Raw genomic sequence first — 17382 nt, forward strand, 5'->3', positions numbered from 1 at the left:
AAAGAATGAATTCCTACAAAAATCCATTGGAAGAGCGCTACTCCAGTGAAGAAATGTTGTTTAACTTCTCACACAATAACAAATTCCGTACTTGGAGACAGCTTTGGATCGCTCTTGCTGAGATCGAAAAAGACCTTGGGCTTGAAATAACAGACGAGCAGATCGCAGAGTTGAAAGCTAATGCAGAAAACATCGATTACGATAAAGCCGCTGAGTACGAAAAAAAATTCCGTCATGATGTAATGGCTCACGTTCACACGTATGGTGATGTGGCGCCTTCAGCAAAGGGAATTATTCACTTGGGAGCTACTTCGGCATTTGTAGGAGACAATACAGATTTAATTCAGATTCGCGACGGGCTTTTAATTTTAAAGAAAAAGTTGGTTAATGTTATCAAAAGTTTAGCAGATTTCGCTATTCAGTATAAAGATTTACCGACTTTAGGATTCACGCACTTCCAGCCGGCTCAGTTAACAACTGTCGGAAAAAGAGCAACACTTTGGTTACAGAGTTTGGTTCTTGACATCGAGGAGCTGGATTTCTTCCTTGAAACATTGAGGTTCAGAGGAGTAAAAGGAACGACTGGAACTGCTGCAAGTTTCCTTGAGCTTTTCAACGGTGATTATTCTAAAGTGAAGCATTTAGATAAAGAATTGTCAAAAAGATTCGGTTTCGAAAAAGTTTTCGGAGTTTCCGGGCAGACTTACGACAGAAAAATCGATGCGAAAGTAGTGGCTTTATTAGGAAATATTGCTCAATCTGCACATAAATTTACCAACGACTTACGTCTTCTTCAAAATTTGAAAGAAATTGAAGAACCATTCGAGAAAAACCAGATCGGTTCATCGGCAATGGCTTACAAGCGTAATCCGATGAGAAGCGAAAGAATCGGAGCATTGGCAAAATACGTAATGTCTTTGACGACAAGTTCTGCAATGGTCGCTTCTACACAATGGTTTGAAAGAACATTAGACGATTCTGCAAACAAGAGATTAACAATTCCACAAGCATTTTTAGCAGTTGATGCCATTCTATTGATATGGAACAACATCATGAACGGAATTGTTGTATATCCGAACAGAATCAACAAACATATTGAAGAGGAACTTCCTTTCATGGCGACAGAATATATCATCATGGAAGAGGTGAAAGCGGGTGGTGACCGTCAGGAAATCCACGAAGTGATCAGAGTTCACTCAATGGAAGCGTCTAAAAAAGTAAAAGAAGAAGGTAAGGAAAATGACCTTATCGAAAGAATCTTAAATGACGATTCTTTAAAATTAGATAAATCAAAATTAAAAGAAGTTCTTGATCCTAAAAACTTTATCGGTTTTGCACCAATTCAGACGGAAGAATTCATCGCGAATGAAGTTCAGCCGATTATTGATGCCAACAAAGACCTGATAGGATTAGAGGCTGATCTTAAAGTATAAAACGATATGCAGTCTTTTTGGGCTGCATATTTACTTTGTCAAAGTTTTTAGATCTTTGACAAAGTTTAAAAAACAGGTGCAATCACCATCCACTAAGAAAACTGGAAATTTCATCTTGTATATGAAAAAAATACTTCTAATCATATCATTGATTCCTATACTTTCTTTTTCTCAGCAGAAAGAAGTTTTAAAGTATTTTAAATCAAAAGATTCTTTGGTTGGAGTTAAAAATCAGGACGGGAAAATCATTGTTCCTGCACAGTTCAAAGTTTTTTCATATTTGAAAGATGGAGAATTGGTAAAAGAAGAAACCATCTATTTTGATGGTGATAAGAACAATGAAAAACCTGGGAAAAATGAATGGGGATATGTCTACGACAGAAAAGGAAATTTCCTGTACAGACCTTTCTTTTATGACAACGGAGCAGATTATTTCTCTGAAGGTGTAAGAAGGTTTGTCAAAAACGGGAAAGTCGGCTTTGTAGACAGAAATGGAACAGTTATCATTCAGGCTGAACATGATTTTGTGTCACCTTTCAATTATGGATATACTGCATTTTGCGACGGTTGTGATTGGGAAAAAACGGAAGACGAACATAAAGCAATGGTAGGCGGAACGTGGGGTGTGATGAATTTCAAAGGAGAAATTATCCAGCCCGTTTCAAAATCTGAAAATACTATTGAAATTGACGGAAAATATTTCCCGAATCCATTCAGATACAATGAAAAAGAGAAGAATATTCTTCAGTTTTTCGAAAAACAAAATAAACAGCTTTCCGATATTTATTATGTTAATCATTATAATAAATTGTCTGAAAATGAAAAAAAGCTATTCTTTGAAATCGTCGAAAGACCAAAGGAAAATTTTCCATTTTATCAGATAAACAGTTATGATTACAGAAAAATGGAAGCAGGATTATCGGATTTTAAATTTTTAGTTTCAGAAGATGGTAAAAATGTGTTTGCCCTTGAATTTGAAAATGAAAAAATTCCTTTTGAAAAATGGCTGAAAAAAGAAATAAAAGAAGCCGAAAATTTTCAAAAAGAACATCCGGATAATCCGAATAAATTAAGTAAATAAGTCTAATAAAATAATATCTGACATCTAATGTCTCAAAACAAAAGAATTTTCGTAGAAAAAAGAGGAATTTTCGATGTTGAAAGTCCAAAAATTTTTGATGAAGTAAAAGCGGTTGCTCCGTCTATCCAAAATGTAAAGGTGTACAACGTTTACGATATTTTTGGATTAAATGACGGTGAATTCGAAAAGGTGGTCAACAGCACTTTCGTAGATCCGGTTACTGATATTTTGCACACAGAAAATCCGGCGAAAGGAATTAATTTCGGAATGGAATTTTTACCGGGACAATACGATCAGCGTGCAGATTCTGCGCAACAATGTATCGCTTTACTGACTGAAAATGAGAAGTCTAAAGTAAGAAGCGGAAAGTTGATCGAATTTGAAGGCGTTTCAGAATCTGATTTGGTTAAGATTAAAGATCTTTTAATCAATAAAGTAGAATCTCAGGAAAAAGATTTGTCAATTTTAGATATTCCTGCGGAAGAAGTTCCGTCAAAAGTGATAGTTCATGAAAATTTTAATTCGTTTAATTCGGATGAATTAGAGCAATTTTATAATTCTCACGGTTTTGCATTAGGTTTGGATGACTTGAAATTCATTCAGGAATATTTTAAATCTGAACAAAGAAATCCTACAGAAACTGAACTTAAAGTTTTAGACACCTATTGGAGCGACCACTGCCGTCACACAACATTTGAAACAGAATTGTCAAATATTGAATTTGAAGGACAATTTAAACATACATTGGAAACGATTTTCAATGATTATATCGAAAAAAGAAAATTCTTAGGACGTGAATTAAAACCGATTTCTTTGATGGATTTGGCGACAGTTTGCGGAAGATATTTCCATAAAACAGGCAATTTGGAAAACTTGGTGGTTTCTGATGAAATCAACGCTTGTACCATCCAAATCGAAGCCGAATACGATGGCAAAAAAGAACCTTGGTATTTATTATTCAAAAATGAAACCCACAATCATCCAACGGAAATTGAACCTTTTGGTGGGGCTTCAACGTGTTTAGGAGGCGCAATCAGAGATCCTTTGTCCGGACGTTCTTATGTTTTCCAGGCGATGAGATTAACGGGTGCTGCTGATGTGTTGGAGCCTGTTGATAAAACATTACCAGGAAAATTACCACAAAAAACCATCACAAAACAGGCGGCGAACGGATATTCTTCTTATGGTAACCAAATCGGTTTGGCAACTACAATGGTTTCTGAAATCTATGATGAAGGTTACAAAGCCAAAAGAATGGAAGTTGGTTTCGTTGCCGGAGCGGTTCCTGTGGATTGGGTAAGACGTGAAAAGCCTGAAGCTGGTGATTCTATCATCATTTTAGGAGGTGCAACGGGTCGTGACGGTGTTGGTGGAGCAAGTGGAAGTTCAAAAGAACAGGACGAAACTTCGATCCACACAATGAGTTCTGAAGTTCAGAAGGGAAATGCGGTTGAAGAACGTAAAATCCAGAGATTATTCAGAAATCCTGAAGTAACGAGATTGATTAAAAAATCAAACGACTTCGGAGCGGGAGGTGTTTCCGTAGCGATCGGTGAAATCGCTGATTCTTTGGAAGTTAATCTTGATGTTTTACCTTTAAAATATGAAGGTTTGAACGGAACTGAGCTTGCAATTTCTGAATCTCAGGAAAGAATGGCAGTTGTGGTTGAACCAAAAGATAAAGAACAGTTCATCAAGTTCTGTGAGGCTGAAAATATTGTAGCTGTTGAAGTTGCAAAAGTGACAGATTCAGGAAGAATGCAGATGTTCTGGAAAGGCGATAAAATTGTTGATCTTTCAAGAGCTTTTTTAGATACGAACGGGTGTTCAAAAAGCCAGGAGGTGAAAATTACTCACCTTAATGAAGTAAAAGAAGAAACTCCATCATTCAATGAAGAGAATTTCTTAAAAATATTAAGCGATAAAAATGTTGCTTCTCAAAAAGGTTTGTTAGAAATGTTTGATTCATCGATTGGTGCGACTACGGTTGCGATGCCTTTAGGTGGAAAATATCAGCAGACTTTAATGGAAGGAAGCGTTCAGACATTACCAATCATCGGAGCAAAAAATATTGAAACAGTTTCTTTGGCGAGTTGGGGATTCGATGCGGAGATTTCTAAGCAGAATTCTTTGTTGGGATCTTCTTACGCGGTGGTTGAAAGTGTTGCAAAAATCGTTGCAATGGGTGGCGATTATAAAAATATCAGATTCAGTTTCCAGGAATATTTTGAGAAATTGGGTCAAAATCCTGAAAAATGGGGTAAACCTTTGGCTTCTCTACTTGGAGCTTATGATGCTCAGATTAATTTCGGATTGGCTGCCATCGGAGGTAAAGATTCTATGAGTGGAACATATCAGGATTTGAATGTTCCGCCAACGTTGATTTCTTTCGCTTGTGCAAACGGAGAAAAGAAAAATATTATCTCTCCTGAATTTAAAAACGAAGGAAATAAAGTATACTTCTTCAATCATGTTGCTCAGGAAAACGGGCTTCCAAATTATGATGCTTTAAAAAATATTTATGAATTAATTTTCGAAAATATCAAAGCCGGAAAAATAGTTTCAGTGAAGACGGTGAAAGAAGGCGGTGTTGCAGTTGCTTTAGCGAAAATGAGCTTCGGAAACAGATTAGGAGCTGAAATTACTGTTGATGAAAACGTTTTATTAACGAAAAATATCGGAAGCTTAATCATCGAATCAAAAGAAGAATTAAGCTATGTAAATCTTCAATTGATCGGAAAAGTTGTAGCTGACGAAGTTTTAACAATCAACCAGCAACCAACAACTATCAACAAGCTTCTAGCTGCAAACACAGACACCTTCGAAAATCTTTTCCCGACGGTTGAAAAAGAAAAATTGACGGTTGAAATTGATGAGAAATTAAACTCCATCAACCCTAGAAACATCATCATTAAAAAACACGGAATAGCTCAGCCAAAAGTATTTGCACCGGTTTTCCCCGGAACAAACTGCGAATATGAAACGTTGAACGCTTTCGCAAAAGAAGGTGCCGTTATCAGCAGTTTACCTTTGAAAAATATCAATCATCAATTGTTGGATGAAAGCATTGATGCATGGGTAGAAGAAATCAAAACTTCTCAGATTTTGGCTTTCTCAGGAGGTTTCTCAGCAGGTGACGAGCCGGATGGTTCTGCAAAATTCATCGTCAACGTGTTGAAAAATGAAAAGATGAGAAATGCAGTTCATGAATTACTGGACAGAGACGGGATGATTATCGGTATCTGTAACGGTTTCCAGGCGTTGGTAAAATCCGGATTACTGCCTTACGGAAGAATCAAGGATCTGGATGAAAATTCACCAACATTGGCTCACAACGCAATCAGAAGACATATTTCCCAGATGGTGAATGTAAGAGTGGTGAATGATGAATCGCCTTGGTTAAAAGGAATGAAAGATCAGGTTTTCACCATTCCGGTTTCTCACGGTGAAGGTCGTTTTATGGCTTCAGAAACGGAAATCCAGAAGTTGTATGAAAACGGGCAAATCGCGACGCAGTACCTTGATTTAGAAGGGAATATCGCTCACGGAATGCCGTTTAACCCAAATAATTCATTGTTCGGAATTGAAGGAATCACGAGTCCGGACGGAAAAATATTCGGTAGAATGGGGCACCCGGAACGTTTTGCGGAAGGGCTGATGAAAAATATTCCAACTGCAAATTACCATAATGTATTCAAAAATGGAGTGGAATACTTCAAATAAGCTGTAGGCTTTTGATTATTTTAACGGGTTTTTAAAACCCGTTAGGTTTGATAAAATAAAAAAACAATTTGTAAAAATTCTTAATTGATCGACTAAAATCAATGAAAAAAATAATTGCAAATAAAAAAATGACTGTCATCAATGGCAGTCATTTTTCGAATCTGGAGGGTTTTTACGAAGAAGTTTCTACTGTTTTCATGAAAGATGCCGATTGGAAAGTAGGAACTCTGGATGGTTTTAACGATGTTTTGTATGGAATTGAAACAGACATCACCTGGAAAAATTCCCAAAAGTCAAAGGAAGATTTAGGTTTTAATGTAACTAAAGAATTTTACGAAAATAAAATCAGACAGGGAAAACCTTTTAATGTTCAATTAATTCAACAAAAGCTTGATAAAATGATTGATGGAAACGGACAAACCTTATTTGAAATTTTAATCGAAATTATAGAATCGCATAAAAATATTACATTAATTTTGGATTGATTTTATGTGAACCATTAAGGTTTTAAATAAGAAATTAAGATTATTAAGCTCTATAAACTGGACTTAGTTTAAAGTTATTTTAAATTAATACAGTTAGTATTCGCGATGTCATGCTGAACCTGTCGAAGCATCTTAATCATTCTTAACTCCTTATTTAAAACCTTAATGATTCAAAAAAAATAAAAAAAGTTATCAATGCCCAAGCTATTTTCCTACGGAACCCTACAAAAAGAACAAGTACAAATCGAAACCTTCGGAAGATTTTTACAAGGTGAAAAAGATATTCTAACAGGCTACAAACTTGAAATGTTGGAAATCACAGACCCCGAAGTTTTACGCAAAAGCAATCAAAAATACCATCCGATTTTAGCATTTTCCGGAAACGCTGAGGATGAAGTGGAAGGCGTTTTATTTGAAGTAACGGACGAAGAAATTCTTCAGGCCGATGAATATGAAGTGGATGATTATAAAAGAATTGAAACGGTTTTTAAATCTGGAAAGACTGGATTTATTTATGTTGGGAAATGATTTATTTGAACAGGAATAACACTAATTTTTTCACGAATGACACAAATATCTGTGTAAATCTGTGGAATCTGTGGGAAATTATTTGTTGAGATTGCTTCATCACTTCATTCCTCGCAATGACAAAGAGTATCAATTAAAAACATATTTCCAATACACCAAAACTCCGACAACCACAGAAGCTGCCGTCATCAAAAGAACAGCACCCGCTGAAATATCCTTGATAAAACCAATCCTTTTGTCAAATTCCGGTTGAATGATGTCGCATATTTTTTCGATCGCCGTATTGAAAATTTCCGCAGATAAAACGCCAAAAGAAGCAATTAAAATTAAAATAGTATCAATTGCTGAAAGTTTTAAATAAAAAATCAAAAAAAGATTAACAAAAAAGGCCAGAAGCTCAATCTGGAAATTTCTTTCATGTTTAATCATCAGGAAAACACCTCGAAAAGCATTAAAAAAACTTTTATGGATGGGAGGTTTTCGCATTTTTATTTTTTACAAATATAGGATAAGTATTTTGACGTTACCCACTTAATCAGCTATCTTTGACGAAATTTTTTAATAGCCATGAAGAAAAATATACTCATTACATTATCTGTTTTTATTTCCGGTTTTGTTTTTTCACAGGATTACAAACAGAAAATAGCTAAAGCAACCTGCGACTGTGTAGCTAAGGTAAAGTCTGAAAATAAAAATTCTAAAAATTTAGAAGCTCAATTGGGAATTTGTATGTTAAAAGCATCATCACCATATGCTGCGGAACTGAAAAGAGATTATAATATTGATGTTTCAAAAGCGGATGCATTTGATGATAATAATAAAGCCATGGATGATTTTGCTGGAGCAATAGGAATAGCGATGGTAAGTGAGTGTTCAGACGTTTTTCTGGAAATTATGAACTCAAAAGAAGGTGCTCAGGAAGGTGAAGTTCAGCTGTTGATCAGCGGAACAATTACTAAGATTGAAAAAGAGAATTTTGTGATTTTCCATGTGGTAGGCGACAATAAAAATTTAACTAAACTGTACTGGATTTCAAATATTGAATCAAATCTGGATCTTCCTAAAGAATATAATTCGCTCATCAATAAAAAAGTGAGCATCAGTTATTATACATCCGAAATTTTCGATGCAAAAATTAATGATTATAAAAATGTGAATATAATCTCAGGTCTGAAAACAGATTAATGATCTTTGTTAAAAACTACTAGACATTATTTTTTTCATTCTTACATCTATTTATTATATTTGTAAAAACTTATTTTTAAATCTATGAAATTTATTATTTCAAGTGGTGAACTGCAGAAGGCTTTGCAAACTGTAAGTGGCGTAATATCAAGCTCTCAATCGAGACCTATTTTAGAAAACTATCTTTTTGAATTAGACGGAAATAATGTTACCATTACAGCATCTGATGGCGAGACAACTCTTGTAACTTCTCTTGAGGTGAAGTCTGATGACGCAGGTAAATTTGCCGTTCCTGCTAAGATTTTTCAGGATTTTATAAAGACTTATGGGGAACAACCTCTCACATTAGCTGTAAAGGATAATGCGGAAGGAACCGGAAGTCAGCTTGAGATTTTAGATGAAAAAGATAATTTCGCGGTAGCATTAGACAACGCAGACGATTATCCGGAATTGCCGGAATTTGACGCTTCCCAAAGTGTTACTATGTCTGCCGGAGTATTGTCTGAAGCACTTACCAACACTCTTTTTGCAACGAGTAATGACTCTCTTCGTCCTGTAATGACGGGAGTTCTATTCCAGTTTGGAGAAAATGAAACGAATTTCGTTTCTACAGATTCTCACAGATTGGTAGTATATAAAAGAACGGATCTGATGAATGCCGAGCCAATGGAATTCATCATGCCTAAAAAACCGTTGAATATTTTCAAAAATATTTTAGCAAGTTCCAATGATGACGTTACCATCGACTTCAACGAGAACATGGCTAAATTTACTTTTGGAAAACACATCTGGATCTGTAGACTGATCGATGGAAAATATCCGAACTATACGGCGGTAATCCCGAAAGAGAATCCGAATGTGCTGACAATCAACAGAAATCTTTTGTTGGGAGCCATCAAAAGAGCTTCTATCATGTCTAATAAATCTACCAACCAGGTACGATTTAAGCTGTCGGCAAACATTCTTCACCTTCACGCAGAAGATACGGAATACGCAAACAAAGCGGATATGCAGATTCCTTGTGACTACAACGGAGAAGATATCAACATCGGGTTCAGCTCTAAGTTTCTGACGGAAATGTTGACGATTCTTAGTTCAGATGATATCACCATGAAAATGTCTCAACCCAACAGACCGGGAATCATCGAACCTCTTGATGGTCTTGAAGAGAACGAAAATATCTTAATGTTATCAATGCCGGTAATCGGGTTGTAATATTAATTTTGATAAAATTTACAGAGGTTTTGATTTTTCGGAACCTCTTTTTATTTTTTATTTGAAGCTTTATTCCGTTTGAAATTTATGTTGAGCTTATTGAAGTACTATATCTTTTGGGTTGCGGGCGGAGCGAAGCGGAGCCCGTAACCCAAAAGGATACCGCTCCAATTGGGGCTAGGATTACTCTATCGTCATTGCGATGAACAAAGTGAAGAAGCAATCTCTTAAAATAAAATATAAAGCTTGTCATTCCTTCAAGGATCTAAGAATAGTTATTAGAAAAGATTCTGGAAAGATTCACTTTTAGATGCTTTGACTATGTCGACAAACTTAATGCTTATTTGCGCATATTGATCTGTGAAAATTTTATTTAATCAAAATAAAAAATAAAATCTGCACAATCTGCCAAAATCGGCGAGAGGAAGAAAAAAATATAGGGAAAATTAACAATTTAAAGTCCCGTATAAATTTCTCTATTTCTCAAAAAAACACGACATTTGTAGATTCAAAAATTCAAATAAAATTCAAAATAGATTAAATGAAACCGAAAGGTTCCATCTGTCTAAAAAAATAAATAGAAATTATCAGATGAAAATATCAAACAACTGGCTGAAAGACTTCATCAAAACGGAATTAAAAACTGAAAGAATCGGTGAATTCCTTACGGATATAGGTCTTGAGGTGGAAGGGATAGACAAATTTGAAAGCATAAAAGGAAGCCTGGAAGGAATTGTTGTAGGCAAGGTTTTAACTTGCGAAAAACATCCGAATGCCGACAAATTGAGAAAAACGACTGTAGATGTAGGAAACGGAAAAGTATTGAACATCGTTTGTGGAGCTCCGAATGTTGAAGCCGGACAAACAGTTCCTGTGGCAGTTGTTGGAACCAAAATCTATGATAAAAGCGGGAACTTTTTTGAAATCAAGGAAGCGAAAATCAGAGGAGAAGTTTCTCAGGGAATGATTTGTGCGGAAGATGAGCTGGGTCTTAGTGATGACCACGGCGGAATCATGGTTTTGGATGAAGAAAAATATGAGCTTGGGAAGAATTTTGCAGATTATTTTGAATTAACAAACGACGAAGTTTTTGAAATTGGTTTAACGCCAAACAGAACCGATGCTATGTCTCACTACGGCGTAGCAAGGGATCTTTTTGCATACCTTTCGACCAACAAACAAAAATCTGAATTTGAAAAAGTATCTTCAGATGTTTTAAATAACGAAGGAACCCACGATTTTACACTGGAGGTTGAAGATGCGGAACTTTGTCCAAGATATATCGGAGCGGTGATCGAAAACGTAAAAGTTGCAGATTCTCCGGCTTGGCTGAAAGATAGGTTAAAAGCGATCGGGTTGAGTCCGATCAATAATATTGTAGATATTACAAATTATGTTCTTCACGGCTATGGACAGCCGCTTCACGCTTTCGATGCAGATAAGATTGAAGATAAAAAAGTGAAAGTGGGAACTGTAAAAGAAGGAACAAAATTTACCACTTTAGACGGTATTGAAAGAACCTTGAACGGTTCTGAGATCATGATCAAAGATGGAAAAGATAATCCGATGTGTATCGCCGGAGTTTTCGGAGGGGCAAACTCGGGAGTTTCTGATGAAACGAAAACTATTTTCCTTGAAAGTGCTTATTTTAATCCGGTTGCAGTAAGAAAAGGAGCAAAATTCCATGGGTTGAATACAGATGCTTCTTTCAGATTCGAAAGAGGAGTTGATCCTAATATTACAAGAACAGCGATCACAAAAGCGATTACATTGATTCAGGAATTGGCTGAAGGGAAATTGGTTGGTGATTTGCTGGAAGAATATCCTAAGAAAATCGAGGATAATTATGTGATTATCAGATTCTCGAAAATCGAACAGATTTTAGGAACAAAAATTCACAGGGAAAAAGTAAAAGAGATTTTAAAAGCCCTTGATATTCAGGTGTTAAATGAAATTCAGAACGGCTTGGAAATCTCTGTTCCTGCTTACAGAGCAGATGTGACACGAGAAATTGACGTTATTGAAGAAATTTTAAGAATCTACGGGTACAATAAAATTGATGCGCCGCAAAAAATTTCGTTTACACCGGTAAAATTAACTGCTCAGGATCAGGACGAACTGGAAAACAACTGGGCGAGAACTTTACAGGGACTTGGTTTCAACGAAGTGATGAACAATTCATTAACTTCTGTGAAAGACGAGACCGATGCTGTAAAATTATTAAATCCGTTGAGTAATGATCTGGCGTTTATGAGAAAGTCTTTATTGGAAGGGCTTCTTCAAAATGCAATTTACAATATCAACAGAAAGAATCAGGATATTAAATTCTTCGAATTCGGAAAAATTTACCATAAAAAAGAAAAATACGAGGAAAGAAAACAGCTTGCTATTTTGGTTTCCGGAAGAGATGTTGCGGAAAACTGGCTGCAGCCAAAATCTGCGACAAGTTTCTATAACTTAAAAGCTTACGTAAAAGTATTATTAGAGAAATTAGCAATTGATTATAAAGAAGTTGCTTTATCTGATGAAAGATTTTCTGATGCTTTGGCTTATGAAGTTGATGGCAAAGCTTTGGTAAGAATAGGAAAGGTTTCATCTCAACTCCTGAAAGACTTTGATATCGACCAGGAGTGTTTCTATGCTGAAATTGAGCTTGAATTTGCTCAGCAACTACGTTCTAAAAACGAATTGAAGTTTAAGGATATTCCTAAATTCAACAAAATCAGAAGAGATTTGGCATTATTGATCGATAAGCATATCAATTATGAAGATCTTTATCAGACGGCTAAAAATAATAAATCGCCTTACATTAAAAATATCAACTTATTTGATGTTTATGAAGGAAAAAATCTTCCTGAAGGTAAGAAGTCATACGCAATGAGCTTTGAACTTTTGAATGAAGAAAAAACTTTGGAAGAGAAAGAAATTGCAGCGGTAATGGATTCTTTGGTGAAGTCTTTCCAAAAAGAATTCAATGCAGAATTGAGAGGATAATTTTACAGATTATAATTAAAAATATATCAATAGGAACGGGCTTTAGCCCGTTTTTTTTGTTTAAATGTGAATATAAGGCTCAGTATGACATTACAAATTAACTATCAAATAAGCAGTTAGTATTAGGAGTGTCATGCAGAGCCAGTCGAAGCATCTATTTGAGAAAATAGGATAAATATTCAAACAATTCACAGTGAAAAACAATCGTTAAAAAAACAATAAAATTCCCTGAAAACCGTTCAAATAATATAATTTCCGTAAATTTGATTAACTCAAAAAGAACAAAATGAAAAATCTTTTTTTAAGTATATGTGCGGCAGGAATTTTGGCTTCTTGTGGAACAATGTCCAGCTCATCTGCTTCAAAAGTGGGAAAAGCTCAGCCGTCTCTGGCGGGTACAAAATGGGCTTTAGCTGATAATGTGAAAGGAAAAATTCCTACATTGAATATTGAAGGTGAAAAAATCAGTGGAAACGCAGGTTGCAACAATTACTTCGGGACGGCAAAAGTAGATCCTTCTACAGGTAATTTTTCTGCAGGACAAATGGGATCGACCAGAATGGCCTGTGATAATATGAATGTAGAGAAAAACTTCATGGATATGATGGGGAAGGCCAACAAATACGTAGTTTCCGGAAGTACTCTGGAATTGTACCAGGACAATCTTTTACTCTTAAAATTCAATAAAGCTGAATAAAAAAAACAAAAGGAACTCGTTTGAGTTCCTTTTTTATGTTTAAAGTGTTAATTAATCTTCTTCCTCGTCGTCGTACTTAGCCAACTCTTCATCACACCATTTAAACGCAGCTTCTACCACTTTCGTAGCTTCGTCTGCCATAGTTTCTTCATCATCACCTTCAAGATCGTCTAACCACTCCACTTCTTCTTCCTCAACGTTTAAGATAAATCTTGGATATTCTGTGTGAACTACGAATAAATCTTCTGGAAATTCCGAATTATCTGCTAATAAAAACTTTGGTAATTTCATTTTTTTAATGTTTTAACTTTAAACCAAAGATAATAAAATTATTGGTATTTGTTCTTGTCGATCTTAATTTTTTGTAAAACTTTATACCTCGTTAACGTAGCCTTTTGAAGCGTGTCTTTAGGCTTAAAAGTGAGATTAATATTAGGATTTATGGTACTTATCAATTCTGCGACCTGTATTTTTTCAAGATCTTCGGTGGTTTCTAGGTAAAATTTCAACGGAACCTTGTCCAGATTCTCAGATTGCAGAAATTCGGTCATCTCTTTTCTGTTTTCCAAATAGTTCCCTTTGGAGAGCCAGGTGAAAACAATTCCGGACATAATACTTAAAATTCCGACCGCATATGTTTTAACATCAAGAATTTGAAATAATTTTTTAAAATAAATCAACCAGATCGGAAAGCTGAAAGGCGCCATCAAACGATAATCAATCGCATTCACAGGATAAAAATACTGTACAAAATAAGAACAGACAATCCCCGAAATACTTACAAATACAAAGAAAAATTCAGCATCCGAAAGTTTATATTTTATAAAAAGATAAATGATTAAAATAATATTCAAAAAACCGATTCCGTAAATAGCGTAATTAATCACTCCACCGCCCGGATTGGCAATATGAATGAATGGATTAAACGTCGTACACAAGCCTTGAAACAGTTCTTTCAATAATTGTGAAGTCGGATGTAAACCTGTTATTAAAGCGTCTTTAATATAATTTTCGTTAAAATAATCGATAAATAGAAATTTATACAAAACCACAAAAACAAAACCGATAGCTCCTGAAATGATAAAAGTTTTAGCATAGTTTCTCTTCCAGAAAATAAGTCCGTAAAGTCCGGTTCCGCCGATAATAAAGAGCGAACTGTACCTGATGTTATAAAGAGCAATTAAACTCAATGAAAGATAAAAAATAGCTTTTCCTTTCTCTAATTTTCCGTTGATAATTAATGATGAAACATATAAAAACAGGATAACAAAAGGCAGTATCAACGCTTCGCTCATCGTGTATGAAAAAATAGACAGAAAACTGAATAATGCACAGGCGACAATGGATTCTTTAAAGAAAAATTTCTTTTTCCATGTGAAAAAAATGATGAAAAGAAATGCCGCAATTCCAATGATTTTACTGCTCCAGAATTCATCCGTACCAAAAAAGGTAAAGAATTTTATAGCAGCTGGATAGCCAAGCGGAGTAGTGGTATTATCAATTTCCGGTAGGTTATGCGCAAACCTCATATAACGGATAGAATCAGGGTTTGTGCGCCCTTTTTCATTGAGCAAAAAACGCAAAATGGTCATCACTAAAGTAATGATGACCAATGATATCTGAATATATTTTTCTTTGAATTTCATGAAAAATGTGAATTTAGTGAATTTTGCATTGCCAATCAATTTTCTTTCGAAGTGAATTTAATTTTGATAGTAAAGATCCACAGTTGAAAAAATTCACTATTGACGATTCACGTATTCACCTTTCTTATTTCAAAAACATTTTCGCTACTTTTTCAGCTTTCTTGCTTTCTGAGTAGTCGTAGAAACCTTCTCCTGATTTTACGCCCAATTTTCCGGCCATTACCATGTTTACCAATAATGGATTTGGTGCATATTTAGGATTTTTGAAACCGTCGTACATTACATTTAAGATCGCCAGACAAACGTCAAGACCGATGAAATCTGCCAACTGAAGCGGTCCCATCGGATGAGCCATTCCCAGTTTCATTACGGTATCGATTTCCTCAACACCTGCAACACCGTTGTACAGGGTTTCGATCGATTCATTGATCATCGGCATCAAAATTCTGTTTGCCACAAATCCTGGATAATCGTTTACCTCTACCGGAACTTTTCCTAATGTTTTGCTCATTTCGTAAATAGAGTCAAAAGTTTCTTTAGAAGTAGAATATCCCTTAATAATTTCAACCAATTTCATGATTGGAACAGGATTCATAAAGTGCATTCCGATAACTTTATCTGCTCTTTTGGTAGCTGCTGCGATTTTTGTAATAGAAATAGACGAAGTATTGGTAGCCAAAATACAGTTTTCAGGTGCAAACTCATCCATCTGACCGAAAATTTTCAACTTCAGATCCTGATTTTCAGTAGCCGCTTCTACGATAAGATCGGCGTTTCCTACTGCATTTTTCAGTTCCGTGAAGGTTGAGATATTTCCTAATGTTTCAGCTTTTTGTTCTTCTGTAAGGTTTCCCTTTGCAATTATTCTGTCAAGATTGGTGGTAATGGTTTTCAGCCCTCTGTCTAAAGCTTCCTGAGATACATCTACTAAGTTTACTTTAAACCCGCTTTGTGCGAAAGTATGTGCAATACCATTTCCCATGGTTCCTGCTCCAATAACTACAATGTTTTGAATCATTTTTCCTTATTTAATTAAAATTATTTTTTATAAATATTTAAATTTCTTGCGTTGGAAAGATCAGCTTTTTTCACCAGTTCGGCTTCATTAAAATTGACAATTCCGTCTCTGTTTTGTCTTCTGGCACTATTTTGAGCATCGATGGCTCCTTTTAACCCTTTGATAAAGTTGGCTTTCTGTGTTTTCGAAAGTTTATCAATTCCGATATACAGATTGTATTCACCTTCTCTTCCCAAGCCGCTTTGTTTGTAGATTTCCAGTTCTTTTATTTTATTTTTTTTCTGAAATTGGCTTACAAAATCCATTACCGGCTTATCAGACGGGGTACCGCAGCAGATACTTGCGTAGCCGATCTGCAGATAGTTTTCACTCTTCTGTGCAAAGAAGAATGTACTTAAAAATAATCCTAGTGCGAATAATATTTTTTTCATTTTAAATTGGTTTTAAAAATAAGGTTAATATTTTATTTATTAAAATAATCCCAGACCGTCTTTGAAATGTCTGAAATCATTTTACAGTTTACAGCATCCGTTTCCGTTGAATTACTGACAAATACAGCTAATGCATAATGCTTGCCATTTGGCAAAGTAATGATCGCGATTTCGTTTTCTGCGCCCGTTAATCCGTCTTTATTCTTTCCGGAAGCTCCCGTTTTTCTTGCCACCACTGTGTTTTTTGGAAGTTGCTCTACTATTTTGTTTAATCCGGTGGATGTTGAAATCATTATTTTCATCAGATAATCTGTAGATTTTTTGGAAAGCAGTTTACCGTCATAGAATTTCTTCAAAGTCTGAACGGCAGAAGCAGTCGTGCTGTAATTTTGATATTGGGTATTCCAGTCCTTGTGCATTTCTTCTTCATTATATTTGATTTGGAAGCCTTTTATGCCCTTAGAATCGATGAATTTTTGAACAGTCTGAGTTCCTCCGATTAATTTTAAAAGAATGTCACAGCCATTGTTATCGCTTTTGGCAACTGTAAATTCAATGATTTCGCTTAAAGGAACTTCAACGCCTCCGTTTGGATATTTATCCCGAAGTGGCGACCAAGTATTTTCTAATAAATTGGATTTATCAAGTACAATTTTCTGATCTAATGAAAGTTTTCCTTTATCCACAAAATCCAGAACTGCAGCGGCAATATGGAATTTAAAAACACTCTGCATCGGAAGTTTTTTGTCTCCGTTTTTATTGTAGATAAAGCCATTTTCAAAGCCTAAAACCGAAACACCGACGGTCGCTTTTTTGTTTTTAATAATGGAACTGATTTTTTGATCTAAAGCTGATTTTTGGGCAAATGTAAATGCGGAAATCAAAAGAAGGAATAATCCTATTTTTTTCATAATATTTGGGTTTAAAAAATCCCTCTGAAACAGAA

15 protein-coding genes are annotated in these 17382 nt (G+C 35.2%); 9 read left to right on the forward strand and 6 right to left on the reverse strand.

The features are described 5' to 3' along the window. Nucleotides 1–5 precede the first annotated feature (5 nt). From purB to BMX24_RS04345, 5 genes are all read left to right on the forward strand, one after another. Complete coding sequence (gene purB, locus BMX24_RS04325) at nucleotides 6–1433, forward strand: adenylosuccinate lyase (protein WP_089790832.1); 1428 nt, start codon at nucleotides 6–8, stop codon at nucleotides 1431–1433. A gap of 121 nt (nucleotides 1434–1554) precedes the next feature. After that, on the forward strand, nucleotides 1555–2514 hold the full coding sequence (locus tag BMX24_RS04330; RefSeq protein ID WP_089790833.1) for a WG repeat-containing protein: 960 nt from the start codon (nucleotides 1555–1557) through the stop codon (nucleotides 2512–2514). A 27-nt stretch (nucleotides 2515–2541) separates the two neighbouring features. Next, nucleotides 2542–6237, forward strand: coding sequence for a phosphoribosylformylglycinamidine synthase (locus BMX24_RS04335; protein WP_089790834.1), 3696 nt, complete (start codon nucleotides 2542–2544; stop codon nucleotides 6235–6237). Nucleotides 6238–6338: 101 nt separating this feature from the next. Further along, a complete protein-coding gene (locus BMX24_RS04340) occupies nucleotides 6339–6722 on the forward strand; it encodes a barstar family protein (RefSeq protein ID WP_089790835.1) in 384 nt (127 codons plus the stop codon). 195 nt (nucleotides 6723–6917) lie between these two features. Continuing rightward, a complete protein-coding gene (locus tag BMX24_RS04345; protein ID WP_089790836.1) occupies nucleotides 6918–7250 on the forward strand; it encodes a gamma-glutamylcyclotransferase family protein in 333 nt (110 codons plus the stop codon). A 129-nt stretch (nucleotides 7251–7379) separates the two neighbouring features. On the opposite strand, the gene BMX24_RS04350 is transcribed toward BMX24_RS04345, so the two are convergent. Beyond that, nucleotides 7380–7736, reverse strand: coding sequence for a diacylglycerol kinase family protein (locus BMX24_RS04350; RefSeq protein ID WP_089790837.1), 357 nt, complete (start codon nucleotides 7734–7736; stop codon nucleotides 7380–7382). 81 nt (nucleotides 7737–7817) lie between these two features. On the opposite strand from BMX24_RS04350, the gene BMX24_RS04355 reads away from it, so the two are divergent. From BMX24_RS04355 to BMX24_RS04370, 4 genes are all read left to right on the forward strand, one after another. Next, a complete protein-coding gene (locus BMX24_RS04355) occupies nucleotides 7818–8435 on the forward strand; it encodes a hypothetical protein (protein ID WP_089790838.1) in 618 nt (205 codons plus the stop codon). 84 nt (nucleotides 8436–8519) lie between these two features. Beyond that, complete coding sequence (gene dnaN / locus BMX24_RS04360) at nucleotides 8520–9650, forward strand: DNA polymerase III subunit beta (protein WP_089790839.1); 1131 nt, start codon at nucleotides 8520–8522, stop codon at nucleotides 9648–9650. A gap of 591 nt (nucleotides 9651–10241) precedes the next feature. Continuing rightward, complete coding sequence (gene pheT / locus BMX24_RS04365) at nucleotides 10242–12644, forward strand: phenylalanine--tRNA ligase subunit beta (protein WP_089790840.1); 2403 nt, start codon at nucleotides 10242–10244, stop codon at nucleotides 12642–12644. Between the two features lie 286 nt (nucleotides 12645–12930). Then, nucleotides 12931–13341: an META domain-containing protein gene (locus BMX24_RS04370; protein WP_089790841.1), complete on the forward strand. Its 411-nt coding sequence runs from the start codon at nucleotides 12931–12933 to the stop codon at nucleotides 13339–13341. Nucleotides 13342–13392: 51 nt separating this feature from the next. Here BMX24_RS04370 and BMX24_RS04375 read toward each other — a convergent pair whose 3' ends face one another. The 5 genes from BMX24_RS04375 to bla-A all read right to left on the reverse strand — a co-directional run bounded on the left by BMX24_RS04375 (nucleotide 13393) and on the right by bla-A (nucleotide 17347). Further along, complete coding sequence (locus BMX24_RS04375) at nucleotides 13393–13632, reverse strand: hypothetical protein (RefSeq protein WP_089790842.1); 240 nt, start codon at nucleotides 13630–13632, stop codon at nucleotides 13393–13395. A 38-nt stretch (nucleotides 13633–13670) separates the two neighbouring features. Next, nucleotides 13671–14987 (reverse strand): hypothetical protein, encoded by a 1317-nt coding sequence (locus BMX24_RS04380; protein WP_139176731.1) that lies wholly within the window; start codon nucleotides 14985–14987, stop codon nucleotides 13671–13673. Nucleotides 14988–15111: 124 nt separating this feature from the next. Beyond that, nucleotides 15112–16002, reverse strand: coding sequence for a 3-hydroxybutyryl-CoA dehydrogenase (locus tag BMX24_RS04385; RefSeq protein WP_170835693.1), 891 nt, complete (start codon nucleotides 16000–16002; stop codon nucleotides 15112–15114). Nucleotides 16003–16025: 23 nt separating this feature from the next. Next, nucleotides 16026–16436 carry a hypothetical protein gene (locus tag BMX24_RS04390; protein WP_089790845.1) on the reverse strand — a complete coding sequence of 137 codons (411 nt, stop codon included), beginning with the start codon at nucleotides 16434–16436 and terminating at the stop codon, nucleotides 16026–16028. A 32-nt stretch (nucleotides 16437–16468) separates the two neighbouring features. After that, nucleotides 16469–17347 carry a CGA/CIA family class A beta-lactamase gene (gene bla-A / locus BMX24_RS04395; protein ID WP_089792737.1) on the reverse strand — a complete coding sequence of 293 codons (879 nt, stop codon included), beginning with the start codon at nucleotides 17345–17347 and terminating at the stop codon, nucleotides 16469–16471. Between the last annotated feature and the right edge of the window lie 35 nt (nucleotides 17348–17382).

The organism is Chryseobacterium wanjuense, assembly GCF_900111495.1.
In the GTDB taxonomy this organism is placed as follows: Bacteria; Bacteroidota; Bacteroidia; order Flavobacteriales; family Weeksellaceae; genus Chryseobacterium; species Chryseobacterium wanjuense.